The organism is Streptomyces sp. NPDC017529 (genome assembly GCF_044329785.1).
Taxonomy (GTDB): Bacteria; Actinomycetota; Actinomycetes; order Streptomycetales; family Streptomycetaceae; genus Streptomyces.
Window position 1 is genome coordinate 239,554 of record NZ_JBIRJY010000005.1, and the last position, 26,774, is coordinate 266,327.

Annotated in this window: 22 protein-coding genes; 5 read left to right on the forward strand and 17 right to left on the reverse strand. The window is 72.2% G+C overall.

All coding sequences use genetic code 11. The annotated features are described in order from the left end of the window. Positions 1-62: 62 nt before the first annotated feature. The 5 genes from ACH4K4_RS14885 to fmt all read right to left on the reverse strand — a co-directional run bounded on the left by ACH4K4_RS14885 (position 63) and on the right by fmt (position 5,398). Positions 63-1,052 carry a sugar-binding transcriptional regulator gene (locus ACH4K4_RS14885; RefSeq protein WP_398168009.1) on the reverse strand — a complete coding sequence of 330 codons (990 nt, stop codon included), beginning with the start codon at positions 1,050-1,052 and terminating at the stop codon, positions 63-65. A 237-nt stretch (positions 1,053-1,289) separates the two neighbouring features. Next, entirely contained in the window at positions 1,290-1,973 is a 684-nt protein-coding gene (gene rpe / locus ACH4K4_RS14890) for a ribulose-phosphate 3-epimerase (RefSeq protein WP_125048162.1), read from the reverse strand. Positions 1,974-2,216: 243 nt separating this feature from the next. Then, the gene (locus tag ACH4K4_RS14895; protein ID WP_398167513.1) at positions 2,217-2,666 is read right to left on the reverse strand and encodes an RICIN domain-containing protein; all 450 of its coding nucleotides are present in this window, start codon (positions 2,664-2,666) and stop codon (positions 2,217-2,219) included. A gap of 259 nt (positions 2,667-2,925) precedes the next feature. Further along, positions 2,926-4,356, reverse strand: coding sequence for an RsmB/NOP family class I SAM-dependent RNA methyltransferase (locus ACH4K4_RS14900; protein ID WP_398167514.1), 1,431 nt, complete (start codon positions 4,354-4,356; stop codon positions 2,926-2,928). A gap of 109 nt (positions 4,357-4,465) precedes the next feature. Further along, positions 4,466-5,398, reverse strand: coding sequence for a methionyl-tRNA formyltransferase (gene fmt, locus ACH4K4_RS14905; RefSeq protein WP_398167515.1), 933 nt, complete (start codon positions 5,396-5,398; stop codon positions 4,466-4,468). 246 nt (positions 5,399-5,644) lie between these two features. On the opposite strand from fmt, the gene ACH4K4_RS14910 reads away from it, so the two are divergent. Further along, positions 5,645-6,187 carry a hypothetical protein gene (locus ACH4K4_RS14910; RefSeq protein ID WP_398167516.1) on the forward strand — a complete coding sequence of 181 codons (543 nt, stop codon included), beginning with the start codon at positions 5,645-5,647 and terminating at the stop codon, positions 6,185-6,187. 99 nt (positions 6,188-6,286) lie between these two features. On the opposite strand, the gene ACH4K4_RS14915 is transcribed toward ACH4K4_RS14910, so the two are convergent. Then, on the reverse strand, positions 6,287-8,410 hold the full coding sequence (locus ACH4K4_RS14915) for a primosomal protein N' (protein ID WP_398167517.1): 2,124 nt from the start codon (positions 8,408-8,410) through the stop codon (positions 6,287-6,289). 201 nt (positions 8,411-8,611) lie between these two features. On the opposite strand from ACH4K4_RS14915, the gene ACH4K4_RS14920 reads away from it, so the two are divergent. The 4 genes from ACH4K4_RS14920 to ACH4K4_RS14935 all read left to right on the forward strand — a co-directional run bounded on the left by ACH4K4_RS14920 (position 8,612) and on the right by ACH4K4_RS14935 (position 13,948). Next, complete coding sequence (locus ACH4K4_RS14920; protein WP_398167519.1) at positions 8,612-9,901, forward strand: helix-turn-helix domain-containing protein; 1,290 nt, start codon at positions 8,612-8,614, stop codon at positions 9,899-9,901. Between the two features lie 75 nt (positions 9,902-9,976). Then, complete coding sequence (locus ACH4K4_RS14925) at positions 9,977-10,753, forward strand: toll/interleukin-1 receptor domain-containing protein (protein WP_398167520.1); 777 nt, start codon at positions 9,977-9,979, stop codon at positions 10,751-10,753. Beyond that, a complete protein-coding gene (locus ACH4K4_RS14930; protein WP_398167521.1) occupies positions 10,750-12,708 on the forward strand; it encodes an ABC transporter substrate-binding protein in 1,959 nt (652 codons plus the stop codon). The genes ACH4K4_RS14925 and ACH4K4_RS14930 overlap by 4 nt, the downstream gene beginning before the upstream one ends. 19 nt (positions 12,709-12,727) lie before the next feature. Further along, complete coding sequence (locus ACH4K4_RS14935; RefSeq protein ID WP_398167523.1) at positions 12,728-13,948, forward strand: hypothetical protein; 1,221 nt, start codon at positions 12,728-12,730, stop codon at positions 13,946-13,948. A 111-nt stretch (positions 13,949-14,059) separates the two neighbouring features. Here the strand turns inward: ACH4K4_RS14935 and metK are convergent, their stop codons facing one another. From metK to ACH4K4_RS14990, 11 genes are all read right to left on the reverse strand, one after another. Then, positions 14,060-15,268 carry a methionine adenosyltransferase gene (metK, locus tag ACH4K4_RS14940; protein ID WP_398167524.1) on the reverse strand — a complete coding sequence of 403 codons (1,209 nt, stop codon included), beginning with the start codon at positions 15,266-15,268 and terminating at the stop codon, positions 14,060-14,062. Positions 15,269-15,498: 230 nt separating this feature from the next. After that, positions 15,499-16,752 (reverse strand): bifunctional phosphopantothenoylcysteine decarboxylase/phosphopantothenate--cysteine ligase CoaBC, encoded by a 1,254-nt coding sequence (coaBC, locus tag ACH4K4_RS14945; RefSeq protein WP_398167525.1) that lies wholly within the window; start codon positions 16,750-16,752, stop codon positions 15,499-15,501. A 162-nt stretch (positions 16,753-16,914) separates the two neighbouring features. Further along, positions 16,915-17,187, reverse strand: a complete 273-nt coding sequence (rpoZ, locus tag ACH4K4_RS14950) for a DNA-directed RNA polymerase subunit omega (protein WP_003982715.1) — start codon at positions 17,185-17,187, stop codon at positions 16,915-16,917. Positions 17,188-17,226: 39 nt separating this feature from the next. After that, positions 17,227-17,820 carry a guanylate kinase gene (gmk, locus tag ACH4K4_RS14955; protein WP_398167526.1) on the reverse strand — a complete coding sequence of 198 codons (594 nt, stop codon included), beginning with the start codon at positions 17,818-17,820 and terminating at the stop codon, positions 17,227-17,229. Between the two features lie 38 nt (positions 17,821-17,858). Further along, positions 17,859-18,182 carry an integration host factor gene (locus tag ACH4K4_RS14960; RefSeq protein WP_398167528.1) on the reverse strand — a complete coding sequence of 108 codons (324 nt, stop codon included), beginning with the start codon at positions 18,180-18,182 and terminating at the stop codon, positions 17,859-17,861. A 192-nt stretch (positions 18,183-18,374) separates the two neighbouring features. After that, positions 18,375-19,235: an orotidine-5'-phosphate decarboxylase gene (gene pyrF, locus ACH4K4_RS14965; RefSeq protein WP_398167529.1), complete on the reverse strand. Its 861-nt coding sequence runs from the start codon at positions 19,233-19,235 to the stop codon at positions 18,375-18,377. After that, entirely contained in the window at positions 19,232-20,341 is a 1,110-nt protein-coding gene (locus tag ACH4K4_RS14970; RefSeq protein ID WP_398167531.1) for a quinone-dependent dihydroorotate dehydrogenase, read from the reverse strand. The genes pyrF and ACH4K4_RS14970 overlap by 4 nt, the downstream gene beginning before the upstream one ends. A 90-nt stretch (positions 20,342-20,431) precedes the next feature. Further along, positions 20,432-23,743: a carbamoyl-phosphate synthase large subunit gene (carB, locus tag ACH4K4_RS14975; protein WP_398167532.1), complete on the reverse strand. Its 3,312-nt coding sequence runs from the start codon at positions 23,741-23,743 to the stop codon at positions 20,432-20,434. Continuing rightward, on the reverse strand, positions 23,736-24,902 hold the full coding sequence (gene carA / locus ACH4K4_RS14980) for a glutamine-hydrolyzing carbamoyl-phosphate synthase small subunit (RefSeq protein ID WP_398167534.1): 1,167 nt from the start codon (positions 24,900-24,902) through the stop codon (positions 23,736-23,738). Before carA ends, carB begins: the two co-directional genes overlap by 8 nt. Further along, positions 24,899-25,480 carry a hypothetical protein gene (locus ACH4K4_RS14985; protein ID WP_398167535.1) on the reverse strand — a complete coding sequence of 194 codons (582 nt, stop codon included), beginning with the start codon at positions 25,478-25,480 and terminating at the stop codon, positions 24,899-24,901. The genes carA and ACH4K4_RS14985 overlap by 4 nt, the downstream gene beginning before the upstream one ends. Then, positions 25,477-26,772, reverse strand: a complete 1,296-nt coding sequence (locus ACH4K4_RS14990) for a dihydroorotase (RefSeq protein ID WP_398167536.1) — start codon at positions 26,770-26,772, stop codon at positions 25,477-25,479. The genes ACH4K4_RS14985 and ACH4K4_RS14990 overlap by 4 nt, the downstream gene beginning before the upstream one ends. Positions 26,773-26,774: the final 2 nt, after the last annotated feature.

The window sequence follows — 26,774 nt, forward strand, 5'->3', positions numbered from 1 at the left end:
AGGGTGCGCGCCCGCACCCCGTACAAGATCACTTATCTGTCCGGCCGGTGCCTGCCGGTGCCTCAGGCGCCGTCGGGGTCCGCCCGCTCCAGCGCGGGGCGCGGGCCAGGGCCGGTCTCCAGCAGCAGGTGGTCGGCGGCGGCCGTGTCCGTCACCAGGCTGGTCACCAGCCCGGAGCGCAGCACCGCGCCGATCGCCGCCGCCTTCTGGCGGCCGCCGGCGATGGCCACGACCTCGGGGATGCGCCGCAGCCGGTCCGCCTCGACCGTGATGCACCGCTCGCCCAGGTCCCGTCCGATGCGGCGGCCGTCGGCGTCGAAGAGGTGCGCGGACATCTCGGCGGCGGCCCCCAGCGAGGCGTAGTGCTCCCGCTCCTGCTCCGAGAGCATGTCGTAGACGGTGGAGATGCCCGGAGCCCAGGAGCCGATGGAGACGCAGGCGACGGTGACCTTGTCGAAGTACTCGAAGGCGCGGGCGATGCCGGTCTGGCCGCGCAGCGCTGCGGCGGTCGCCGAGTCGGGCAGCAGCATCGGCGCGTAGATGGGGTGCGCCTCGCCGCCGGAGACGTCGGCCGCCCTGCGCACCGCCTCGACCGAGCCGCGGTCCGCGGTGCCCGCGTCGTACACGCCGGTCAGCTGCACGACCGTGCACGGCGGGAGGCGGTGCAGCGCGGCCGCCATGTGGATGGTGGACCGGCCCCAGGCCAGCCCGAGCACGTCGCCCTCGGTGACCAGTTCGCCGAGGAGGTCGGCTGCGACCTCGCCGAGGTTCTCCGGGTCCGGCGCGTCGTCCGCGGCGTCGGCGGGCGACTCCACCACGACCGCGTGCCGCAGGCCGTAGCGGGCCCGCAGCGCGTCGGACCGTTCGGCGTCCAGCTCCGCGGGGACCCGGATCTCGATCCGGACCAGGTCACGCTCCAGCGCCGTCTCCAGCACCCGGGCGACCTTGAAGCGGCTGACGCCGAACTCCTCGGCGATCTGGATCTTGGACTTCCCCTCCAGGTAGAAGCGGCGGGCCATGGCCGCGGCCTGCACCAGCTCGGCGGGGCCCATTGCGGACTGCGGGCGGCTGGCAACCACGAGATTCTCCCCTTGTGCGCACCTGATCGAGTCTTTGCTCATCCTTGCAGAAACCCGAGGTGGTCGGGGACCATCACCGCTCCCGCCGTCGTGAACGCTCGGTTGCGGCAACGCCAAGAAACACCGGCGGGCGGGGATCCGTGCGCGCGGTCCCGGCCCGCCCCGTGCGGCGCCCGGCGCCCGCGGGCCCTTGCCGCGAGCGCCCCTGCGTCAGTGGGCGCAGCCCCAGCCCGCCGCGGCCGTCGCGGACTCGGCCTGCGCACGCAGCTCACGCACCGCCTTGGCCGGGTCGTCCGCGCCGTACACCGCCGAACCCGCAACGAACACGTCCGCGCCGGCCTCCGCGCACCGCTCGATCGTGGACGCCGAGACGCCGCCGTCCACCTGGAGCCACATCTCCAGGCCGTGCTTGGAGATCAGCTCCCGGGTCCGGCGGATCTTCGGCAGCATGATGTCCAGGAACGCCTGGCCGCCGAAGCCCGGCTCCACGGTCATGATCAGCAGCATGTCCAGCTCGGGCAGCAGGTCCTCGTACGGCTCGATCGGGGTGGCCGGCTTGAGCGCCATCGACGCCCGCGCGCCCTTGGCCCGGATCTCCCGCGCCAGGCGTACGGGCGCGGCCGCCGCCTCCGCGTGGAAGGTGACGGAGCCGGCGCCGGCCTCGATGTACTGCGGCGCCCAGCGGTCCGGGTCCTCGATCATCAGGTGCAGGTCGAGCGGGGTGTCCGTCGCCTTGCTCAGCGCCTCGACGACCGGGGCGCCCAGCGTCAGGTTCGGCACGAAGTGGTTGTCCATCACGTCGACGTGCAGCCAGTCGGCGCCCTCGACGGCCTTCGCCTCCTCGGCGAGCCGGGCGAAGTCTGCGGACAGGATGCTGGGGTTGATCAAGGCCATGCCTCCAGTATGTCCTGCGCGGCCCCGGGCGCCGAAGCGGGTGGGGCGGGCCGCAGGTCGCAGGCGGTGCCGGGGGCCGCCGGGGCGCACGGGAACGAACCCGTCGCCCCGGTCCGAGGGGAGACGACAAGCCGCCGGCCCTCCGCCCGCCTCAAGGCGGACGAAGGGCCGGCGGCCGGTGATCCCGATGGCGCGTCACCGTGCCGGGGACCGGTCATGTCCCCCGCCGGGCGCCTTCGGGGATCAGCTCCAGCGCTGGTGCTTGATGCCGCCGTCGAAGCCCGCGTAGACGGGCGAGCCGGCGCTGGTCTTGGAACCGAGGGTCAGCTTGGTGGCCTTGTTCTGCAGCCGCCAGCCCATGGAGTCCTTGATCTCGCGCCACTTCTGGTTCGCGCCGCCGTTGCAGACGTTGGTGTAGACGGTGCCGTCCTTCTTGCTGTCGAGGCAGAAGTCGTGGTCCGCGGACTTCAGGACGAAGGTTCCGTCGGACTGCTTGGTCTCCTTCCACTTCGCGGCGGCCCCGCAGCTCCCCACGCCGACCCAGAAGCCATTGGCCACCAGGCACTTGCCGTTGCCCTTGTTCTTCCAGGTGACCGTCTTGCTGGCGGCGAACGCCTGCCCCGAGGCGCTGAACATCAGGGCCGGTGCGAGAACCGCGGTGGCCGCGATCGTGCCTATCAGGCGCTTCTTCATGGTGTTTTCCCCGTTCTTAGGGTCGAATGACGACCCCGGCAGCAGTGACTGCCCATCTGGCAGTCGGGTGACGACCGGTACTCGGTCCCCGTCGGCACATGTGTGGTCAAGGCCGGTGCCGACGCCTGGTCCGTACGCGTCGTGGCGTGCCTGTCCGACACCTCTGCGGCCGTGATCCCCGTTGTTACCGGCACCTTATCCCTGCATGATCACGTCAGGCAAAGCGCCCTTTGCGGGACACCGGTACGCACGCCGGGCATCACGCCGTGCGCCGCAGCAGCGCCAGGTACATCGCGTCCGTGCCGTGCAGGTGCGGCCACAGCTGTACGTCCGGGCCGTCGCCCAGCGCGGGGACGCCCTCCATCAGGGGCCGGGCGTCGATCCACTCCGCCGTCACGTCCGCGCCGGCCCGTCCCTTGAGGACGTCCTCCACGACGGCGCGCGTCTCGGCCGGGTGCGGCGAGCAGGTCGCGTAGCCGACGACGCCGCCGACGCGTACCGACAGCAGCGCCTGGCGCAGCAGCTCGCGCTGGAGCGGCGCGAAGCCGCCCAGGTCCTCCGGGCGGCGGCGCCAGCGCGCCTCAGGACGGCGGCGCAGCGCGCCCAGTCCGGTGCACGGCACGTCCATCAGCACGCGGTCGAAGGAGCCGGGCCGCCACGGCGGGCGGGTGCCGTCGGCGGCGATGACCTCGTACGGGCCCGGGTTGCCCGCCAGCGACCGGGCCACCAGGCGCGCGCGGTGCGGCTGCTTCTCGGAGGCGAGCAGCCGGGCCCCGCGCTGTGCCGCGAGCGCGCCCAGCAGCGCGGCCTTGCCGCCCGGACCCGCGCAGCCGTCCAGCCAGGTGCGGTCGGTGCCCTCGACGGGCGCGTTGGCCAGGGCGATCGCGACGAGCTGGCTGCCCTCGTCCTGGACACCGGCCCGGCCCTCGCGCACCGCGTCCAGGGCGCCGGGCTCGCCGCCCTCGGCGAGCCGTACCGCGTACGGGGACCAGCGGCCCGGCAGGGCGCTCTCCTCCCCCACGGCCTCGGTCAGTTCACCGGTGGTGGACCGTCCCGGCCGGGCCACGAGCGTCACCTCGGGCCGCTCGTTGTCGGCCTCCAACAGGTCCTCTATGCCGGCACGCCCGCCGCCGAGCGCGTCCCAGAGCGAGGAGACGATCCACCGCGGGTGCGCGTGCACGATCCCCAGGTGCTCCTCGGGATCGTCGTCGTACTCCGGCGCGACCCGCTCCAGCCACCCGTCCAGGTCGTCCGCGGCGATCTTCCGCAGCACCGCGTTGACGAACTTGGCGCGCCCGTCGCCCAGGACCACACGGGCCAGCTCCACGCTCGCGCTCACGGCGGCGTGCGTCGGGATGCGGGTGCCGAGCAGCTGGTGCGCGCCGAGCGTCAGCACGTCCAGTACCGGCGGGTCCACCTCCCGCAGCGGCCGGTCCACGCACCGCGCGATGATCGCGTCGTACGTGCCCTGCCGCCGCAGCGTGCCGTACACCAGCTCGGTGGCCAGCGCCGCGTCCCGCGCGTCGAAGTCGCCGTTCTCCCGCGCCTTGCGCAGCAGCGGCGGCAGCACCAGGTTCGCGTACGCGTCCCGTTCGTCGACGGCCCGCAGCGCCTCGAAGGCGAGTATCCGCACCGGGTCCTTACGGGGGCGGCGGTAGGGCTTGCTGGGACGACGCGACTGACCACTCACGAGAAATGTGCTCCGCAGTTACGAGATGGGATTCGTCCCCAAGCGTACGTGGGGCGGCGGGGGCGCGGCGGGCCGGGCCGGGCCGGCGATCGCGGCCCGCCGCCCGCCCTCAGTCCCCCAGCCGCTCCCCGTCGGCGATCCGCACCCCGCGCGCCCAGTCCGCGCCGCGCATCGGCTTCTTGCCCTGCGGCTGCACCCACAGCAGTTCCACCGCGTGGCTGCCCGTGCCCGCGTACACCGCCTTCTTGGTGACGGCGAGTTCGCCGGGCGCCAGGTCCGTACGGTCCGGGACCAGCCCGACCGCCATCAGCTTCAGCCGTTCGCCCCTGAAGAGGGTCCAGGCGCCGGGCGCGGGCGCGCACCCGCGCACGACCCGGTCCACCCGCAGCGCGGGCGCGGCCCAGTCCGCCTTGGCGTCCTCGACCTCGATCTTCGGCGCGAGGGTGACGCCCTCGGCCGGCTGCGGCACCGGCTGGAGCGTGCCGTCCTCGATGCCGTCCATCGTGGCGGCCAGCAGCCCCGCGCCGGCGAGGGCCAGCCGGGTCAGCAGGTCGCCGCTGGTGTCGGCCGGCCGTACCTCCTCCGTGACCACGCCGAAGACGGGCCCGGAGTCCAGCCCCTGTTCGATGAGGAAGGTGGAGGCGCCGGTCACCTCGTCGCCCGCCAGTACCGCGTGCTGCACCGGGGCCGCGCCGCGCCACGCGGGCAGCAGCGAGAAGTGCAGGTTGACCCAGCCGTGTGCGGGGATCTCCAGGGCCGCCTTCGGCAGCAGCGCGCCGTAGGCCACCACGGGGCAGCAGTCCGGCGCGATCTCCCGCAGCCGGGCGAGGAAGTCCTCGTCGCGCGGCTTGGCGGGCTTGAGCACCTCGATACCGGCCTCCTCGGCCCGCTCGGCGACCGGGCTGGCGACCAGCCTGCGGCCGCGTCCGGCGGGGGCGTCCGGCCGGGTGACGACCGCGACGACCTCGTGCCGGTCCGAGGCGATCAGGGCATCCAGGGCGGGTACGGCGACCTCGGGGGTGCCGGCGAAGACGAGCCTCATGGGTGGCGTACTACCTCTCACACGCTGCGGAACGGCGCACCAGTCTATGGGCCACACCTTCGGGGGGCGTGCGAACAGACGCGCGCCCCGCGTTGAAGCCCGTACGCCCCCATACCGTGACCAGAGCCGCTGCTGTCGCGTTGGTCAAGCAGCATTGACCGACTCGGGCCGCCCTCGCGGCCCGCTCGTTTTCACCTGCTTGTCACGTTCCTATGCACATCCAACGCCGGTTCGAGAGGCTTGTTCATGGCCGACCACGCAACCCACGACGCCCAGGCGCGCGCCAGCCTGCACCTACTGGTACGGGACATCGAGCGGGTCCGCCGACAGGTGGACGCCCTGCGTACCCTGACCGCTCAGCTCGGCAACGTCTACCGGCCGCGGCGCACCGGCCCGTCGGCCGGTTTCGTCGTCTACGGGCGCGCCCCCGCCCCGACCGTCCGCCTCGCCCAGGAACTGCGCGACAGCGTCGAGACCCTCGTCACGGCCGCGGTGGACTTCGACCGTTCGCTGGGCTTCTCCTGGGACGCGGTGGGTTCCGCCCTGGGCGTCACCAAGCAGGCCGTGCACCGCCGTTACGGCGCCCGCCGCACCGCCGCCCAGCCCGGCGCCGACACCGGCGAGGCAGTCCGTACACCGGAGCCGTCCGCCGCCCGGGGCATGGCCGTACCTCCCGGCCTGCCGAGCGCGCCGGCCGTCCCCGCCGCGCGCACCCTCCCGGGCCAGTCCACCGTCCCCGCAAGGGAAGAGGCCCGCCCCGGCGCCTTCCCCGGCCCCCGCAACGGCTGACCTGCAGCCGGCCAACGGTTGGCCTGCGGCCGCACGCCGCGCCCCGCCCCGGCCCTTCCCCCGGGGCGGCAGGCCCGCGCCATCGCTGCGCCGCTCCCCTCACCCCAGGTCGGGCGGGTCGATCCGCACCCGGACCGCGTCCCCCTCCCGCTTCACCAACCGCGCCGCCTGGGCCGTCCTGAGGGCGGCCGCCAGCGCCGCGCCCTGGCCGGGCCGTACCCGTACCAGCGCCCTGTCCCACGCCTCGCCGGGCGGCGGATCCCCCGGGCGGCGCGGCCGGCCGGCATCGGGCACCGGCACCTGTACGGGCCCCAGCACCTGCGCCCCCTCCGGAAGCTCGGCCGCCGCCAGCAGCTCCGCGACGTCCTCCGGGCGGCCGGTCACCGACGCCATCCGGGACACCGGCGGGAAGCCCAGCTCGGCCCGCTCCGCCAGCTCCCGTACCGCGTGCCCGACCGGATCCCAGCGCACCAGCGCCTGCACCGGGCGCAGCGTCGCCTCCGCGATGACCGCGACCGTGCCGCCCTCGGCGTGACCCCGTACCAACGACGCGGCCTCCAGCCAGCGCCGCAGCGCCTCCTCCCCGGCCCGCAGGTCAGGGCGGCTCAGCAGCGCCCACCCGTCCAGCAGCAACGCGGCGGCGTAACCGCCCTCGGCGACCGGCTCCGCCCCCGGCGTACTCACCACCAGGGACGGAACGCCGGGCACCGTGTCCAGCACATGATCACGCCCCGACGTACGCACCGGCACGGCCGGAAACGCCCGCCCCAGCTCCTCCGCCGTCCGCCGCGCGCCCACGATCTGCGCCCGCAGCCGTACGCCCCCGCACTCCCCGCAGCGCCAGTCGCCCTCCTCGCGCCCGCACCAGCCGCACCGCAGCTCGCCCGCGTCCCGCGCCTCCAGGGGGCCCGCGCACGCCCGGCACCGCGCGGGCTCCCGGCACCGCTCACACGCCAGCCGCGGCACATACCCCCGCCGGGGCACCTGCACCAGCACCGGCCCGTGCTTGAGCCCCTCGCGCACCACCTGCCACGCCAGCGTCGGCAGCCGCGCCGCCCGTGCGGCCGCGTCCCGCGCCTCGTCGGCGTCGCCGACCGTACGCACCAGGGGCGCCGCGGCCCGCACCTGCTCCCGCTCGGCCGCCAGCGGGCGCGCCCAGCCCGTCTCCACCAGCTGCGCCGCCTCGACCGTGCAGCTCAGCCCGCCCAGCAGAAAACCGGCCTGCTCGTTCACCGCCCGCTGCAACAACACTTCCCGCGCATGCGGCTGCGGCGCATGCGGATCACTGTGGCTACCGTCCCCGTCATCCCAAATAGCAACCAGCCCGACATCCCGCACCGGCGCGAACATCGCCGCCCGCGTCCCGATCACCGCCCGCACCGCGCCCCGGCTGACCGCCAGCCACCGCCGGTAACGCTCCTCGGGCCCGGCGTCGGCACTCAGCACCACATGCCGCCCCTCCCCGACGATCTCCCGCAGCGCCGCGTCCACCCGCGCCGCGGCCCGCCCGTCCGGCAGTACGGCCAGGGCCCCGCGCCCGGACGCCAGCACGGCGGCCACCGCCCGCGCCAGCTCCTGCGGCCAGTGCGGCCCCGGCAGCGCCGTCCACACGGCCCGCGGCGCGTCCCCCCGCCCCAACGCCTCCAAAAAACCCGGCCCCGCCGGATACCGCTCCCAACTCCCCACGTCCGGCATCGCGTTGGGCGGCAGCGGCGCCCCGCTCCCCCGCCCCTCCACCTTCGCCCGCCGCGGCGGCACCGCCAGCTGCACCACGTCCGCGAGCGTCCCCGCATACCGGTCGGCAACGGCCCGGCACAGCCCCAGCAGCTCCGGCGTCAGCACCGGCTCGGGCGACAACACCTGCGCGATCGGCGCGAGCACCCCACGGAACTCGCTCTCCGCCACCCGCTCCACCACGAACCCGTTGACCAGCTTCCCCCCTTCCCGCCGCCCCCCCTTCTCCCCGGCCCCGAACCGCACCCGCACCCGCACCCCGGGCTGCGCCTCCGCGTCCATCGCCGCCGGCACCGCGTAGTCGAAATACCGGTCCAGGTGCACCAGCCCCTTGTCCACCAGCACCCGCGCCACCGGCAACCGCTCCGCCAGCTCGGCCCCCCGCCACGTCCGCGGCTTCGCCCGCGCCGCCTTCGTCCCCCGCACCGCCTCCCGAATCAACGCAAGCTGCTCCGGCCCCGCGCCCTGCCCCTCGTCTTCCCTGCTCACAGCACCAGTCTTAGCAGACGGGAGTGACAGCGCCCCGGCCCCCGCACCCCGGCCGGCGGCCTCGACAGCCGTCACCCCATCCGGTTCGCTCCCAGGTGGAAACGGGAAACGGTCCCGTTCGCCTTGTTCCTCCGTGCCGCCTGCCGCACGCTGACACGCAACGCCCGCCGGCTGCCCGGAAGAACAGTTACGGAGGATGCAGTGCTTCCGCAGCAGCCCTGTGCGTTCGGACAAGAACTCCGCAGACGCCGCCTGGCAGCGAACCTCTCGCTGGACCGGTTGGGCCGCCGGGTCCACTACAGCAAAGGGCAGCTGAGCAAGGTGGAACGCGGGCTCAAGCCCCCGACTCCGCAGCTCGCCCGGCTCTGCGACGAAGAACTCGGTGCACGAGGGGCGCTGGCCCGCCTGGTACCGGCGCCCGCACCGGCACCAGGCATTCCGCCGACGAGTCACGAAGGTGAGGTGTGGTTGATGCACTTGGACAAGGACGGATCGGGATCGTTCCAGCCGGTGGGCCGCCGACGCGTGCTCAGCGCCGGCGCGGCCTCGGTCCTGGGAATCGGGGTGGGCGGCATGAACGTCACCACCGGTACCGGGGCCACGACCCTGGTCGACGCATCACGGGCGCTGTTCGGCCAGTACCGGCGGCTCGGACAGGTGTCGGGCCCCGGCGCGTTATTGCCGCAACTGATATCCCAGACCCACAGCCTGCAACAACTGGCCGCCCGCAGCGGTACACGCACCCGTCAGGCACTTCTGGTACTGGCGTCCCGGTTCGCCGAGTACACCGGCTGGATGGCCCAGGAATCGGGGAACGACGATGCCGCACTGTGGTGGACCGACCGCGCCGTGGAACTCGCGGAGGCGGGCAACGACGCCAGTCTTGCCGCGTACGCGCTGGCCCGCCGTTCGCTGATCAGCCTCTTCCGGGGAGACGCGGACGGCGCCGCGGACCTGGCCACACACGCGCTCGACAGCCATGCCCCACCCCGGATCAAGGGCCTGGCCGCACAGAAACTGGCCCAGTGCCAAGCCGTCAAGGGCGACTACGACGCCTGCATGCGCAGCCTCGACCGGTCCCGGCACCTCCTCGCACTCGAACGCCGCGACCCGCACGAACCCGTCATCGGCGCCTCCCACCTGCCCGACGTGGTGGCGATGTTCACCGGCTGGTGCCTCTACGAACTGGGACGGCCGCGGGAGGCAGCGGAAATCCTCGGCAGGGAGACCGCACGGCTGCCCGGTCACGCGCTGCGCACCCGCTCCCGCTACGAACTCCGGCGCGCCCTCGCGCACGCCGCCGCGGGCGAGATCGAACTCGCCTGTGAAGTGGCCCGGGGCCAGCTCCCCACCATCGGCCTCGTCCAGTCCGCGACGATCACCGCCGACCTGCGACGGCTGGCCCGCACCTTGGGACGCCACCCCCGCAACGCCTCCGTACGGGAACTCAACCCGGAACTCTCCACGGCGCTGGCCTCGGCCCCCCGGTAGGAACCGCCCGTCTCCCCGGGCCGACCGCGCGTCATCACAGCGCATCCACCTGCAACTCAGGAAGGTCACTCAGCCATGCACGAAATCTTCGTCAACTACCGCACCGGCGACGGCAAGGACACCGCGCAACGGCTCAAGGAGGCACTGTCCGAACGCTTCGGGAAGGACAGCACCTTCCTCGCCGGAGCGTCGATTCTTCCCGGTGCGCGTTACGAACGCGACATCGTCAACGCCGTCCGGCGCAGCTGCGTCCTCCTCGCCCTCATAGGTGAACGCTGGCTGGACGCCCCCGACCGGCAACGTCCGGGCCGGCGGGCGCTGGACAACGAGGACGACTGGGTACGCCGTGAGATCGAGGAGGCACTCACCTGCGGGGTCCTGGTCGTGCCGCTGCTGCTGGGCCGGCGTGTGGAACAACTCGACCCGAAGTCTCTGCCGCCCTCTCTCGCAGAGCTCGCAGAGTGCCAGTACGAGCGGCTGTGGCCGCGGGACGGCGGTGAGAGGGAGATCGCACGGCTCGGTGACCGGCTCGTCGCGCAGGTACCCGAGCTGGCGTCTCTGGACACGGCAGCACCGTCCACGGAGCGCGCTCGCCAGGAGTCGCCCCATGAGCCCGTCCCGTCGGTGCGCAACGAGGGGCAGCGTGGCGGCATCGGAAATCTGCGCGGCACCGTCGGCACCTTCGTCAACGAGTCCAACGCGCCGATGCACACGGGATCCGGCGACCAGATCGGGCCCAACGGGACGAAGATCAACGGTGATGGGACGACCCAGGTCTCCGGCGACTACGCCCACGTGCCGATCAGCCATCGGTTCGGTTCGTCTCCCCGCCGCCGGGACGGCGAGCGATGACCGAGCGCGTCGAGGGTCATTTCGGCTCCTACGTCCACCAGGCGCACGCCCCGATGAGCACCGGGGACGGTCCCCAGTACAACTTCTACCTCCACGAAGCCGTTTCGCGCCTGGCCACAAGGGTGCGAACGTCCCTCGCCATCGCGGAGGACGACCGGCGCTGGCTCTACCAACGATTCGTCTACCCGCCGGGTTTCCGCCGGGCGCGGAGCCTGTTGCACGACCACGGCACCGTCCTGATCGCCGGGCAGCCCGGCAGCGGCCGGCGGGCCGCCGCGCTGATACTGCTGCACGAGCTCTCCGAGGGCGCGGGCAACTTCCACGAGCTTCCCGACACCCAGGACGACGCCACGGACCGAGCCCTCGACACCGCTCTGATCGGCGAGCACGACCGGATGCTGCTGGATCTGTCGAGCAGCGACGCCGAGCGGTACAACGCCGTACAGGCCGAGCTCTCCGACTTCCGGTCCGTGGTCGCGACCCGCTCGGCACGGCTCGTCGTCGTCCTGCCCCGGCAATTCGACCACCTGCAACGTCAGGACCTGCACTGGCTCACGGCCGAGGTCGGACGCCCCGAGGGCAGCAGACTGCTGATGCGGTACCTACGCCGGGACGACATCCACCCGCATCACGCCGACCTCGCCACCCCGCAGCTGGCCCAGTACATGGCAGACGCCACGATGGAGGACCTCGCCAAACTCGCCGGCCTGATCCGCCGCGCGCGGGATGCGGATGGCGCAGCCGGCGATTTCCGCCGCTGGTGCGACCGGGCGATGGCCGAGCGGGCCGACGCCCGCAAACCCCAGGTCGCCGACTTCATGGCGCAGCTGACCGGCCGCCAACGCGCCCTGGCCCTCTCCCTGGCAATGTTCCACGGTCGCACCCCCGCCATCGTGCTGCGGGCGGCCAACACCCTCCAAGACGTTCTCGGCCACCCCTGCGACGACCGCCCCCGCCTCGACCACACCGACCTCGCGGCCGAATTCAAGGCCGTCGGAGCCGACACAGGCAAGGACGGCGGTGTCCGGTTCCGGGTGCTGGGGTACGACGCGGCGGTACGCGCCCATTTCTGGACGTACTTCTCGGATCTTCGTCAGCAGTTCCGCGACTGGGTGCGTGACTGTGTCGCCTGGCACGAGCTGCCCCAGGAGACCCGGAAGGAGCTGATCTGCTGGTTCGCGGAACAGTGTCTGGCCAGTGGGCGCCCCCAGGACCTGTGGTGGCTGGCCGAGCAGTGGGCCGAACGCCATGCCGGGCGGCTGCTTGCCGACATCTCCCAAGCGCTGACGGAGGGCTTGAATCACGACGCGTTCGGCCGCGCGTTCCGTCAGAAGATCTACGAATGGTCTCTTGTGGCGGGGCTGCCCAGAGACCTGCGCCAAGCACTCGTCGTGGTCTGTTCCCAGGTCATGGCCGGGCGGCACCCGGACCAGGCGTTGGTACGGCTGCATCACCTGGCCCGGGCGTCCGGCTCCGGCGACGGCCAAGCCTTCGAAGCACTGCTCGCCCTCGCGCGCAAAGGCGGCCGGCTCTTCCGGATGCTGCTCGGCCGGCTGCAGCCGGAACGGTGGCCGACCGACGCGGCGCTCCTGCTGGCCATGGCCGCGGTGGCGGTCCGCACCCGCGGCCTGTTCCGCAGTACGGCGGTCCGGGAGCGGTTGACCGCCGGCTGGGCCGCCGTGCTGCGCCATCGTCCGTACGAGGAGTGGCGCGGCCCGCTGGCGGACTGGCTGACGGCGGCGTCGGCCACCGGGCCGCACCTGGAGTCACTGCTCGATGTCGTGGTGGACGCCGCCGCCCGGGCTCCGGGCGTCCTCGCCCGCCTGCACACCGTCGCCCGTGACTGGGTTCCGGCCGTGCCCGCCGAGGCGGCGGAGCGCCGGACGCTGTTCGCCGCGCTTGAGTGCCGGATCGACGCCGCGCACGGTATCGAGCCGCCCGTTCCCAGCCTGTGACCCGCTCCCGGAGATCGTCATGAGTTCTGGCCACAAGACCGCCACGGTCTTTCTCACCGTTATCTGCGCTCTGCTCCTGGTCATCGCCGGGCTGAGCCTGCAGTGGCCCGTCTGGGCCTGGCCCGCGTCGGCAGCCGTTCTGGTCACCGGCTCGGCCGCGGCCTTCTGGTCCGATTCCCGGCGCCGGCCCTCCGGGTCGTGGGAGTTTCCCGCTCACCCGGATCTCCCGGTCCCGCCCGTCGAACGCTGGGAGAGGACCGTGGCGGGGGTGACGCTCCCCAGTTCCGTGGAGGACTACGACTTCCTGTTCTCCGCCACGATCCGCTGGCGTCCGCTCAGCGCCGCGGCGGACGCCCCCCGGGTGAACGCGGGCGGGCTGGCGGTCGACGCCGTTCTCGCCCGGGCGCGGGCCGTCACCGCGCGGCAGAATCCGCACCACAGCACTTTGGCCCAGCACCAGCTCGACGGGGCGCTGAGCACCATGGAACCCGACATGACGGACCGGGTCGAGGCGATGGCCGAGAACGTCACGCTTCAGCTGTCCGACGCGGACCGGGAACGCCTCACCAAGCTTTCGACGGTCCGTAAGGACGAGGACGTCTGGGAGCACGAGCGCAACTACGAACGCAGCAAACGTAAGTATCTGGGCAACGAGGTGCTGAAGGACACCGGCAGTGCCGTGGTCTGGTGGATGGCCAAGCACGACGACCGGATCGAGAAGACCGTGGACCTCATAGGTCCGCTGGCGCAGCTTTCCTCTGCCGCCAACAACCAGGAGGTACCGGAGCTGTTCCGGCATCTGATCGCGCGCCCCGACGCGCCCGGCGACCCGTCGTTCACCCGGCCCGGAGAGTCGCTGAACGGCAGCGGCGCACCGCACGGCGCGTCCTTCTCGTCGTTCGCCGCCCCGGACGGGCAGCCGTTCCGCGACGGTGACGGTGAGCGGGAGCCGGAGGAGCCGGACGTCCCCACGGTGCTGGAGTCGTTCATGGATGGCGCCGGACTGGCGCCTGACGAGCACGTACGGGCTCTGTTTGCCCGTCGGATCGCGGGCTGCCTGGCCGCCGAGGGGTGCGGGGAAGCGGCGTCGGCCATCAGCCGGCGGTTCGACTCCCCCGAATCCACCGGAGACGAGTCCGCCGGAAACGAATCCACCGGAGACGAATCCATCGGAGGCCTTGACAAGGAAGCGCCGGGCGAGGCAGGCGGAGCCGGTTACGGGCCGTCCGAAAATTTGTGACGCCCCCGGAGCGGAGGCCGGGCAGGCGCGCTCGCGCGCCGTGCGCGCAAAGGCCCCGGCCCCGGTCCGCCGAAGCGGGCCGGGGCCGGGGCTTTCGCGTGCAATGCGGGACTACAGCCCCACGACCTTCCGCAGTGCCTCCACGCGGTCGGTCCGCTCCCAGGTGAAGTCGTCCAGCTCGCGGCCGAAGTGGCCGTAGGCGGCGGTCTGGGAGTAGATGGGGCGCAGGAGGTCGAGGTCGCGGATGATGGCGGCCGGGCGGAGGTCGAAGACCTCGGCGATGGCGTTCTCAATCTTGTCGACGTCGACGGTGGCGGTGCCGAAGGTCTCGACGAACAGGCCCACCGGCTCGGCCTTGCCGATGGCGTAGGCGACCTGGACCTCGCAGCGGGCGGCCAGCCCGGCCGCTACGACGTTCTTGGCGACCCAGCGCATGGCGTAGGCGGCGGAGCGGTCGACCTTGGACGGGTCCTTGCCGGAGAAGGCGCCGCCGCCGTGGCGGGCCATGCCGCCGTAGGTGTCGATGATGATCTTGCGGCCGGTCAGGCCGGCGTCGCCCATCGGGCCGCCGATCTCGAAGCGGCCGGTGGGGTTGACCAGCAGGCGGTAGCCGTCGGTGTCCAGCTTGATGCCGTCCTCGACGAGCTGGTTGAGGACGTGCTCGACGACGAACTCGCGGATGTCGGGGGCGAGCAGCGAGTCCAGGTCGATGTCGCTCGCGTGCTGCGAGGAGACGACGACGGTGTCGAGGCGGACGGCCTTGTGGCCGTCGTACTCGATGGTGACCTGGGTCTTGCCGTCGGGGCGCAGGTAGGGGATGGTCCCGTTCTTGCGGACCTCGGACAGGCGCTTGGACAGGCGGTGCGCGAGGTTGATCGGAAGCGGCATCAGCTCCGGGGTCTCGTCGCAGGCGTAGCCGAACATCAGGCCCTGGTCGCCGGCGCCCTGCTTGTCCAGCTCGTCCTCGTCGCCCTCGACGCGCTTCTCGTAAGCGGTGTCGACACCCTGGGCGATGTCCGGGGACTGCGCGCCGATGGAGACGGAGACGCCGCAGGAGGCGCCGTCGAAGCCCTTCTTGGACGAGTCGTAGCCGATCTCCAGGACCTTGTTGCGCACGAGGTTGGGGATGTCGGCGTACGCCTTCGTCGTCACCTCGCCGGCCACGTGGACCAGGCCGGTGGTGATCAACGTCTCGACGGCGACCCGGGAAGTCGGGTCCTCCTTGAGGAGGGCGTCGAGGATGGTGTCGCTGATCTGGTCAGCGATCTTGTCGGGGTGACCCTCGGTCACGGACTCCGAGGTGAACAGACGGCGGGACACATCGCTCCCTGGGGTTGCAGCGGCTGCTGGCTGATCATGGTCGGAAAGGCCGAGAGCTGCGCTCGGCGCGATCCGGGGCCAGTTTATCGGTCATGAGAGGCGTTCGGGCACGCAGTCTCGATTTATGGACCCCCCGTGACCTGGGACACCTCGCCGGGGAGGGGAACGCCCCGGTCCGGTGCGGGCCCGGACGGGGCGTTCTGATCAGGGGGAGAGAGGGGCGGACGGGGTCAGGGGGCGGGGTGGGAAGCCGCCAGGCGGGGCGCCACCAGGTCCCAGACCGTGTCCGAAAGAGCTTCCTTCGGACCGTACGGTACGGGCGTCTCGGCGCCGTCGGCGGCCAGGATCACCGCTTCGTTCTCGGCGGACCCGAAAGCCTTGTGGTCGCCCACCTCGTTGACGACCAGCAGGTCGCAGCCCTTGCGGGCCAGCTTGGCGCGGCCGTTGGCGAGGACGTCGTCGGTTTCGGCGGCGAAACCGACGATCACCTGGCCGGGTCGCGGGCGGTTCGCCGAGATTTCCGCCAGGATGTCCGGGTTGCGGACCAGGGCCACCGGCTCGGGCTCCTGGCCGTCCTTCTTCTTGATCTTGCCGGTGGCGTACGCGGCGGGGCGGAAGTCGGCCACGGCGGCCGCCATGACCACGGCATCGGCGTCCGCGGCGGCCTTCAGCACGGCCTCGCGCAGTTGGACGGCCGTACCGATGTGCACCACGTCCACCCCGGCCGGGTCGGGCAGCTCGCTGTTGCCGGCCACGAGCGTGACGCGGGCGCCGCGGGCCACCGCGGTGCGGGCGAGCGCGTACCCCTGCTTGCCGGAGGAGCGGTTGCCCAGGAAGCGGACCGGGTCCAGGGGCTCGCGGGTGCCGCCGGCGCTGATGACGACGTGCCGGCCGGCGAGGTCCCGGAGGAGGCCGAGCGGGCCGCGGGCCAGCACGCGGCGGCAGGTCTCGAAGATCTCGGACGGGTCCGGGAAGCGGCCCTTGCCGGTGTCCACGCCGGTCAGCCGGCCGACGGCGGGCTCGATGACGACGGCGCCGCGGCGGCGCAGGGTGGCGACGTTCTCCTGGGTGGCCGGGTGCTCCCACATCTCCGTGTGCATGGCCGGGGCGAAGACCACGGGGCAGCGCGCGGTGAGGAGGGTGTTGGTGAGCAGGTCGTCCGCCAGGCCGTGGGCGGCCTTGGCCAGCATGTCGGCCGTACAGGGGGCCACCACGACCAGGTCGGCGGACTGGCCGATGCGGACGTGCGGCACCTCGTGGACCGATTCCCACACCTCGCTGGAGGCCGGGTTGCCGGAGAGCGCCGCCCAGGTGGCCTCGCCGACGAAGTGCAGGGACGCCGCGGTCGGCACGACCCGGACGTCGTGCCCCGACTCGGTGAGCCGCCGCAGCAGCTCGCACGCCTTGTAGGCGGCGATGCCGCCGCTGACGCCCAGGACGACTCTGGGCCGGCCGGCGGGCTCCGGCTGTGCCGACTTGTCCATCGCGTTGTCTCCCCACGCCGTGGGTTCCGTCCCGTGCGGGTGCGGACCCGGTTGGTTACCTACCCCATGACACACCAAGGGCCCGGCAGCGGCGCTGCCGGGCCCTTGGTGAAGGCGCCGTGACGGGGTCCTGGGGACGCCGTACCACTCGACGCCGTACCGCTACTGAGCCGGGCCCTCGACGGCCTCGGAGGTCAGCAGGCCCGCGTTGATCTCGCGAAGCGCGATGGAGAGGGGCTTCTCGTGGACGTGGGTGTCGACCAGCGGGCCGACGTACTCCAGCAGGCCCTCGCCGAGCTGCGAGTAGTACGCGTTGATCTGACGCGCGCGCTTGGCGGCGTAGATCACGAGGCTGTACTTCGAGTCGGTGGCCTCAAGAAGCTCATCAATCGGCGGGTTGATGATGCCCTCGGGCGCGGTGATGGAAGAGGACACTCTCTGCCTTCCGAAGGGGGGTGAAAACCGGTGTAAAGATCAAAGAACCTTCATCAAGGCTAGCAGCTCGCGGCTGACCGCCTCGACGGAGGTGTTGACCAGGGTCACGTCGAACTCGGTCTCGGCGGCCAGCTCGACCTTGGCGGCCGCCAGGCGGCGCTCGATGACCTCGGGTGCCTCGGTGCCCCGGCCGGTGAGCCGGCGCACCAGCTCTTCCCAGCTCGGCGGAGCCAGGAAGACCAGCTGGGCGTCCTCCATGGACTCGCGGACCTGCCGGGCGCCCTGGAGGTCGATCTCCAGGAGGACCGGCTCGCCCGCCTCCAGGCGGTCCTGGACCGCCCTGCGCGGGGTGCCGTAGCGGTTGCCCGCGAACTCGGCCCACTCCAGCAGTTCGCCGTTGGCGACGAGCTTGTCGAATTCCTCGTCGTCCACGAAGAAGTACTGGACGCCGTGCCGCTCCCCGGGGCGCGGCTTGCGCGTGGTGGCCGACACCGAGAGCCAGACCTCGGGGTGGACCTTGCGCATATGGGCGACGACCGTGCTCTTGCCGACCCCCGAGGGGCCGGAGAGCACGGTCAGCCGCGGACGGGCGTCCGGGGATACGGGGGACGTGCCCCGGGGTGTTACAGCCATGGGGCGATTATTCCAGTTCCCCGGCAGTGCCAGAAAACTCAGCCGGCCTTGCCGCCGAACTCGCGCTCGAGCGCGGCGACCTGGTTGGTGCCGAGGCCGCGGACCCGGCGGCTCTCGGAGATCCCCAGCCGCTCCATGATCTGCTTGGCGCGGACCTTGCCCACGCCGGGCATGGACTCCAGGAGGGCGGAGACCTTCATCTTGCCGATGACGTCGTTCTCCTGGCCCTGCTTGATGACGTCGTGAAGGGAAGCGCCGGAGTTTTTGAGCCGATTCTTGACCTCGGCGCGCTCCCGGCGAGCCGCGGCGGCCTTTTCGAGCGCGGCTGCGCGCTGTTCAGGGGTAAGGGGCGGAAGAGCCACGCCTACGTCACCTCGGATGTAGAACTGTCGGATACGGACCGGTGTGGAACCTAGTCGCCCCGCATCTGCGGAGCAACGAGCAACGCGCTTACGTGCACTGCTCTCGTCGGAGACTAGCGGCCAAGGCGCTCGGAGTCAGCGAGAACAGACGAAAAGTCCTGGTCAGACTCTGCTGACCAGGACATAACGGGACTAAAGTCCCCGTCGTTCGACCGCTGCCCGCACCTCTTCGGCACATCGCAGCGCCGCCTCGCGAAGTGCGGCGACGTCCGGACCGTGCCGGAGCACCCCCCGGCTGACGCTCGGCACGACGTTGCGGACCGCGTCCCCGAAGACCTCGGGCAGGTCCGCGGGGGTCGCTCCCTGGGCGCCGATACCGGGCGCGAGCAGCGGCCCGCCGATGGCCAGGTCGTACGAGGACAGGTCGCCGAGCGTCGCGCCGACGACGGCCCCGTACGAGCCCAGCTCCGCCCGGGAGGCGGCTTCGGCGTTCTCCGCCTTCAGATGGCCCAGCACGGTCGCGGCGACGCTGCGGCCGTCGGCCCGTACCGCGTGCTGCACCTCCCGGCCCTCGGGGTTCGAGGTGAGCGCGAGCGCGAACAGGCCGCAGCCGTTCTCGCGGGCCAGGTCGACGGCCGGGCGCAGCGAGCCGAAGCCCAGGTACGGGCTGACCGTGACCGCGTCCGAGAACAGCGGCGAGGCCGGGTCCAGGTAGGTGGCGGCGTACGCGGCCATGGTGGAACCGATGTCGCCGCGCTTGGCGTCCATCAGCACGAGGGCACCGGCCTGCCGGGCCGCCGCGACGGTCTCCTCCAGGACGGCGATGCCGCGCGAGCCGAACCGCTCGAAGAACGCGGACTGCGGCTTGAGGACGGCGACGCGGTCGGCCAGCGCCTCGACGACGGTCCGCGAGAAGGCCGCCAGGCCCGCTACGTCGTCGCTCAGGCCCCAGCCGGCCAGCAGCGAGGCGTGCGGGTCGATGCCGACGCAGAGCGGGCCGCGCTCGTCCATGGCGCGGCGCAGGCGCGCGCCGAAGGGGGTCGGGGCCGTCATGCGGAGACCTTCCTGTGCTCGGCGCCGACGGCGTCGGCGAGGGTGGCGTACGGGCTGTTGCGCAGGCGGGCGGCGAGGCCCTTGTGGATCGCGCGGGCGTAGAACGGGCCCTCGTAGACGAAGGCACTGTAGCCCTGCACGAGGGTCGCGCCGGCGAGGATGCGCTGCCAGGCGTCCTCGGCGTTCTCGATGCCGCCGACGCCGACCAGGGTGACGCGGTCGCCGACGCGGGCGTACAGGCGGCGCAGCACCTCCAGGGAGCGCGCCTTGACCGGGGCGCCGGACAGGCCGCCGGTCTCCCGGACCAGGGCCGGGTCGGAGGCCAGGCCGAGGCTCTCGCGGGCGATGGTGGTGTTGGTGGCGATGATGCCGTCCAGGCCCAGTTCCACGGCGAGGTCGGCGACCGCGTCCACGTCCTCGTCGGCGAGGTCGGGCGCGATCTTGACCAGCAGCGGGACGCGGCGGCCGGTGACCGTGCGGTCGGCCGCCTCGCGGACCGCGGCGAGCAGCGGGCGCAGGTGGTCGACGGCCTGGAGGTTGCGCAGGCCCGGGGTGTTCGGGGAGGAGACGTTGACGACCAGGTAGTCGGCGTGGGCGGCGAGGCGTTCCGTGGAGGTCACGTAGTCGGCGACCGCCTGGTCCTCGGGGACGACCTTGGTCTTGCCGATGTTGACGCCGAGCGTCGTGCGGAAGACCGGGTTGCGGGCCGCCAGGCGGGCCGCCACGGCCGCCGAACCGTCGTTGTTGAAGCCCATGCGGTTGATGAGCGCGCGGTCCGGTACGAGGCGGAACAGGCGCTTTTTGGGGTTGCCCGGCTGCGGCTCGGCGGTGACCGTGCCGATCTCGACGTGGTCGAAGCCGAGCATGGCCATGCCGTCGATCGCGACGGCGTTCTTGTCGAAGCCGGCGGCCAGCCCGAAGGGGCCGTGCATCCGGCGGCCCAGGGCCTCGGTGCGCAGCTCCTTGTAGCGGGGGGCCAGGACGGCCGCGGCGAAGGTGCGCAGCACCGGGACGCGCGCGGCCAGCCGGATCCAGCGGAAGGCCAGGTGGTGGGCCTTCTCGGGGTCCATGCGGCGGAAGATCAGGTTGAAGAAGAGGGAGTACACGGGCGGGCGGGCCTTCCGCGGTTCGTAGGGGCGAGGGTTCGGTGCTCACGAAGAGGGGGACACCGCGGCGGTGTCCCCCTCCCGGTGGCCTTACTCCTCGCGGGCCGCGGTCAGCTGCCGCGCGTGTTCCTGGAGGGACCGCACGCCCACGTCGCCGCGGGACAGGGCCTCGATGCCCTGTACGGCGGCGGCGAGTGCCTGGACGGTCGTCAGGCAGGGGATGCCGCGGGCGACGGCCGCGGTGCGGATGTCGTAGCCGTCGAGGCGGCCGCCGGTGCCGTAGGGGGTGTTGACGATCAGGTCGACCTGGCCGTCGTGGATGAGCTGGACGATGGTCTTCTCGCCGTTGGGGCCCTCGCCCTCGCTCTTCTTGCGCACGACGGTGGCGTTGATGCCGTTGCGGCGCAGCACCTCGGCGGTGCCGGAGGTGGCGAGCAGCTCGAAGCCGTGCGCGACCAGCTCGCGCGCCGGAAAGATCATCGCGCGCTTGTCGCGGTTGGCGACGGAGACGAACGCCCGGCCCTTGGTGGGCAGCGCGCCGTACGCGCCGGACTGCGACTTGGCGTACGCCGTGCCGAAGACCGAGTCGATGCCCATGACCTCACCGGTGGAGCGCATCTCCGGGCCCAGCACGGTGTCCACGCCCTGCCCGGTGACGTCGCGGAAACGCGACCAGGGCATGACGGCCTCCTTGACGGAGATCGGCGAGTCCAGCGGCAGCGTGCCGCCGTCGCCGCTCTTGGGCAGCATGCCCTCGGCGCGCAGCTCGGCGATGGTGGCGCCCAGCGAGATGCGGGCGGCGGCCTTGGCCAGCGGCACCGCGGTCGCCTTCGAGGTGAAGGGGACCGTACGGGAGGCGCGCGGGTTGGCCTCCAGGACGTACAGGATGTCGCCGGCCATCGCGAACTGGATGTTGATCAGGCCGCGGACGCCGACGCCCTTGGCGATGGCCTCGGTGGAGGCGCGCAGCCGCTTGATGTCGTAGCCGCCGAGCGTGATGGGCGGCAGGGCGCAGGCGGAGTCGCCGGAGTGGATGCCGGCTTCCTCGATGTGTTCCATGACGCCGCCGAGGTAGAGCTCGGTGCCGTCGTAGAGGGCGTCCACGTCGATCTCGATGGCGTCGTCCAGGAACCGGTCGATCAGGACCGGGTGCTGGTCGATGAGCCCGGCGTGCCGCTCCAGGTAGGCGCCGAGCGACGGCTCGTCGTAGACGATCTCCATGCCGCGGCCGCCCAGGACGTAGGAGGGCCGCACCATGACCGGGTAGCCGATCTCGGCGGCGATGCCCTTGGCCTGGTCGAAGGAGTAGGCGGTGCCGTACTTCGGCGCGGGCAGCCCGGCCTCGGTCAGCACCCGGCCGAACGCGCCGCGCTCCTCGGCCAGGTCGATGGCCTCCGGCGAGGTGCCGACGATCGGTACGCCGTTGTCCTTGAGCGCCTGCGCCAGGCCCAGCGGGGTCTGGCCGCCGAGCTGGACGACGACGCCGGCGACCGGGCCCGCCTGCTGCTCGGCGTGCACGATCTCCAGGACGTCCTCCAGGGTGAGCGGCTCGAAGTAGAGCCGGTCGGAGGTGTCGTAGTCGGTGGAGACGGTCTCCGGGTTGCAGTTGACCATGACGGTCTCGTAGCCCGCGTCGCTGAGCGCGAAGGAGGCGTGCACGCAGGAGTAGTCGAACTCGATGCCCTGGCCGATGCGGTTCGGGCCGGAGCCCAGGATGATCACCGCGGGCTTCTCGCGCGGCGCGACCTCGCTCTCCTCGTCGTAGGACGAGTAGAAGTACGGGGTCTTCGCGGCGAACTCGGCGGCGCAGGTGTCCACCGTCTTGTAGACCGGGCGGACGCCGAGCGCGTGCCGGACCTCGCGGACCACGTCCTCCGTCAGCCCGCGGACGGCGGCGATCTGGGCGTCGGAGAAGCCGTGCCGCTTCGCCTCGGCGAGGACCTCGGGGCCGAGCTGGTCGGCGGCCGCGATCTCGTCGGCGGTCTCGCGGAGCAGGAAGAGCTGGTCGACGAACCACGGGTCGATCTTCGTGGCGTCGAAGACCTCCTGTGCCGTGGCGCCGGCGCGGATGGCCTGCATGACGGTGTTGATCCGGCCGTCGGTCGGCACCTCGGCCTTGGCCAGCAGTTCCGCCTTGTCACCGGGGTCGCCGGCGAAGGCGAACGGGCCGTCCTTCTTCTCCAGCGAGCGCAGCGCCTTGTTGAGCGCCTCGGTGAAGTTGCGGCCGATGGCCATGGCCTCGCCGACCGACTTCATGGTGGTGGTCAGCCGGGCGTCCGCCGCCGGGAACTTCTCGAACGCGAAGCGCGGCACCTTGACGACGACGTAGTCGAGGGTGGGCTCGAAGGACGCCGGGGTCTGCTCGGTGATGTCGTTGGGGATCTCGTCGAGCGTGTAGCCGACGGCCAGCCGGGCGGCGATCTTCGCGATCGGGAAGCCGGTGGCCTTGGAGGCGAGCGCCGAGGACCGCGAGACGCGCGGGTTCATCTCGATGACGATGACCCGGCCGTCGACGGGGTTGACGGCGAACTGGATGTTGCAGCCGCCGGTGTCCACGCCGACCTCGCGGATCACGGCGATGCCGATGTCGCGCAGGGTCTGGTACTCGCGGTCGGTGAGCGTCATCGCCGGGGCGACGGTGATGGAGTCGCCGGTGTGCACGCCCATCGGGTCGAAGTTCTCGATGGAGCAGACGACCACGACGTTGTCGTTCTTGTCGCGCATCAGCTCCAGCTCGTACTCCTTCCAGCCGAGGATGGACTCTTCCAGGAGCACCTCGGTGGTCGGCGACAGGGCCAGGCCCTGGCCGGCGATGCGGCGCAGCTCCTCCTCGTCGTGGGCGAAGCCGGAGCCGGCGCCGCCCATGGTGAAGGAGGGGCGCACGACGACCGGGTAGCCGCCCAGCTCCTCGACGCCCTTCAGGACGTCGTCCATGGTGTGGCAGATGTAGGAGCGCGCGGACTCGCCGTGGCCGATCTTACGGCGGACGGCCTCCACGACCTCCTTGAACAGGTCGCGGTCCTCGCCCTTGTTGATCGCCTCGACGTTGGCGCCGATCAGCTCGACGCCGTACTGCTCCAGGGTGCCCGACTCGTGCAGCGAGATCGCGGTGTTCAGCGCGGTCTGGCCGCCCAGGGTGGGCAGCAGCGCGTCCGGGCGCTCCTTGGCGATGATCTTCTCGACGAACTCCGGGGTGATCGGCTCGACGTAGGTGGCGTCGGCGATCTCCGGGTCGGTCATGATCGTGGCCGGGTTGGAGTTGACCAGGATGACCCGCAGGCCCTCGGCCTTCAGGACCCGGCACGCCTGCGTACCGGAGTAGTCGAACTCGGCTGCCTGGCCGATGACGATCGGGCCGGAGCCGATGACCAGGACGGACTGGATATCGGTGCGCTTAGGCACGCTGGCCCTCCATGAGCTGGACGAAGCGGTCGAACAGGTACGCCGCGTCGTGCGGACCCGCGGCGGCCTCGGGGTGGTACTGGACGCTGAAAGCCGGCCGGTCGAGGAGCCGGAGCCCCTCCACCACGCTGTCGTTGAGGCAGACGTGGGAGACCTCGGCGCGGCCGTAGGGGGTCTCGGAGACCCGGTCGAGCGGCGCGTCGACGGCGAAGCCGTGGTTGTGCGCGGTGACCTCGACCTTGCCGGTCGTGCGGTCCTGCACCGGCTGGTTGATGCCGCGGTGCCCGTACTTGAGCTTGTACGTGCCGAAGCCCAGCGCGCGGCCGAGGATCTGGTTGCCGAAGCAGATGCCGAACAGCGGCGTGCCGCGCTCCAGCACCGCCCGCATGACGGAGACCGGGTGGTCGGCGGTGGCCGGGTCGCCGGGCCCGTTGGAGAAGAACACGCCGTCGGGGTTGACGGCGTACACGTCCTCGGCGGTGGCGGTGGCGGGCAGCACGTGCACCTCGATGCCGCGCTCGGCCATCCGGTACGGGGTCATGCCCTTGATGCCCAGGTCGACGGCGGCGACGGTGAAGCGCTTGGTGCCCTGCGCGGGCACGACGTACGCCTCCTTGGTCGCGACCTCGGCGGACAGGTCGGCGCCCGTCATCTGCGGGGCCGACTGCACCTTGGCGAGCAGCGCCGCCTCGTCGGCGAGGCCGGTGCCGGCCGGGCCGTCGAGTGCCGGGCCGGAGAAGATGCCGACCCGCATCGCGCCGCGTTCGCGCAGGTGGCGGGTGAGCGCGCGGGTGTCGATGCCGCTGATGCCGACGACGCCCTGGGCGGCCAGCTCGTCGTCGAGGGTGCGGGCCGAGCGCCAGTTGGACGGGGTGCGGGCGGGGTCGCGTACGACGAAGCCGGACACCCAGATGCGGGCGGACTCCGGGTCCTCGTCGTTGACGCCCGTGTTGCCGATGTGCGGGGCGGTCATGACGACGACCTGGCGGTGGTACGAGGGGTCGGTCAGGGTCTCCTGGTAGCCGGTCATGCCGGTGGAGAACACCGCCTCGCCATAGGTCTCCCCCACGGCCCCGTAGGCGCGGCCGCGGAAGCTGCGGCCGTCCTCCAGGACGAGTATGGCGGGAGCCTTCACGGCTGCCCTGGTGGAGGTCGTCATCGTGCGCCTTCCGTTTCGGTGGTCTTGCTGTTCTTGCTGGTCAGATCGGTCAGGGCGGTGACCCATGCGGTGTGCTCGGCGGCCTGGTCGGAGCGGAAACCGGAGTCGATCTCCTTGTCCCCGTGCGCCCAGGTGACCACCAGCAGGCCGCCCTCGGGCAGGACCTTGCCGGCGATGCCCTTGTCCAGGCGGGCGCCGCGCAGCGCGGCGGCCGGGACGAAGAAGTCCTGCGCGCCGGGCCGTACGACGTCCAGGCCGGCATCCGTCAGGGTCAGCTCCGCGCGGCTGCGGGTGCCCAGGCCGCGCGCGACGATGCGGTCCAGCCACTGCCCCGCGGTGGTGGAGCCGTGGTAGCGGCCGGTCATCGTCAGCCGCGGCTCTCCGGCGTCGTCGGGGGCCGTGGGCAGCTCGGGCAGGTCGCCCTGGAGGGTGCCGCGCCATTTCCAGCCCTCGCGCATCAGCCAGTAGACGAGCGCGACGAACAGGAGCAGTCCGACGACCCAGCCGATGCGGGCCGCCCAGTCGGTGACCTCGGCGGACTTCTGTTCCGCGGCCAGTTGGATGATTGAAGATGTCACGCGAGTTTCCCGTCCACGACCGTTGCCCGGCCCCGCAGGAAGGTGTGGGTGACGCGCCCCGGCAGCTCACGGCCCTCGTAGGGCGTGTTGCGGCTGCGGGAGGCGAAGCCCGCGGGGTCCACGGGTCCACGGTATGCCGGATCGAGCAGCGTGAGGTTGGCGGGCTCGCCAGGCGAGACGGGGCGTCCGTGGCCCTTGAGGCGGCCGATCTCGGCGGGGCGGAAGGACATCCGGTCGGCGACGCCGGCCCAGTCCAGCAGGCCGGTGTCGACCATCGTGTGCTGGACGACGGACAGCGCCGTCTCCAGGCCGACCATGCCCATGGCGGCCGCGCCCCACTCGCAGTCCTTGTCCTCGTGCGGGTGCGGGGCGTGGTCGGTGGCGACGCAGTCGATGGTGCCGTCGGCCAGCGCCTCGCGCAGCGCGAGCACGTCGGCCTCGGTGCGCAGCGGCGGGTTCACCTTGTAGACGGGGTTGTAGGACCGTACGAGTTCGTCGGTGAGCAGCAGGTGGTGCGGGGTGACCTCGGCGGTGACGTTCCAGCCCTTGGACTTGGCCCAGCGGACGATCTCGACGGAGCCCGCGGTCGACAGGTGGCAGATGTGCACGCGCGAACCGACGTGCGCGGCGAGCAGCACGTCCCGCGCGATGATCGACTCCTCGGCCACCGCGGGCCAGCCGCCGAGCCCCAGCTCGGCGGAGACGACGCCCTCGTTCATCTGGGCGCCCTCGGTCAGCCGGGGCTCCTGGGCGTGCTGGGCGACGACGCCGTCGAACGCCTTCACGTACTCCAGCGCGCGGCGCATGATCACCGCGTCGTCCACGCACTTGCCGTCGTCGGAGAAGACCCGCACACCGGCGGCGGACTCGTGCATCGCGCCCAGCTCGGCGAGCTTCTTGCCCTCCAGGCCCACGGTGACGGCGCCGATGGGCTGCACGTCGCAGTAGCCGGACTCCTTGCCCAGGCGCCAGACCTGCTCGACGACGCCCGCGGTGTCGGCGACGGGGAAGGTGTTGGCCATGGCGTGTACGGCGGTGAACCCGCCGGCGGCGGCGGCCTTGGTGCCGGTCAGAACCGTCTCGGAGTCCTCGCGGCCGGGCTCGCGCAGGTGGGTGTGCAGGTCCACCAGGCCGGGCAGCAGGATCTGCCCCGCGGCCTCGACGACGGTGGCGCCCGCGGTGTCGGAAGCGGCCAGGTCCGTACCGACGGCGGTGATCGTGCCGTCGGTGATCAGGACGTCCTGCGCCTCGCCACCCAGGACCTGCGCCCCGCGAATCAGCGTCTTGCTCATGA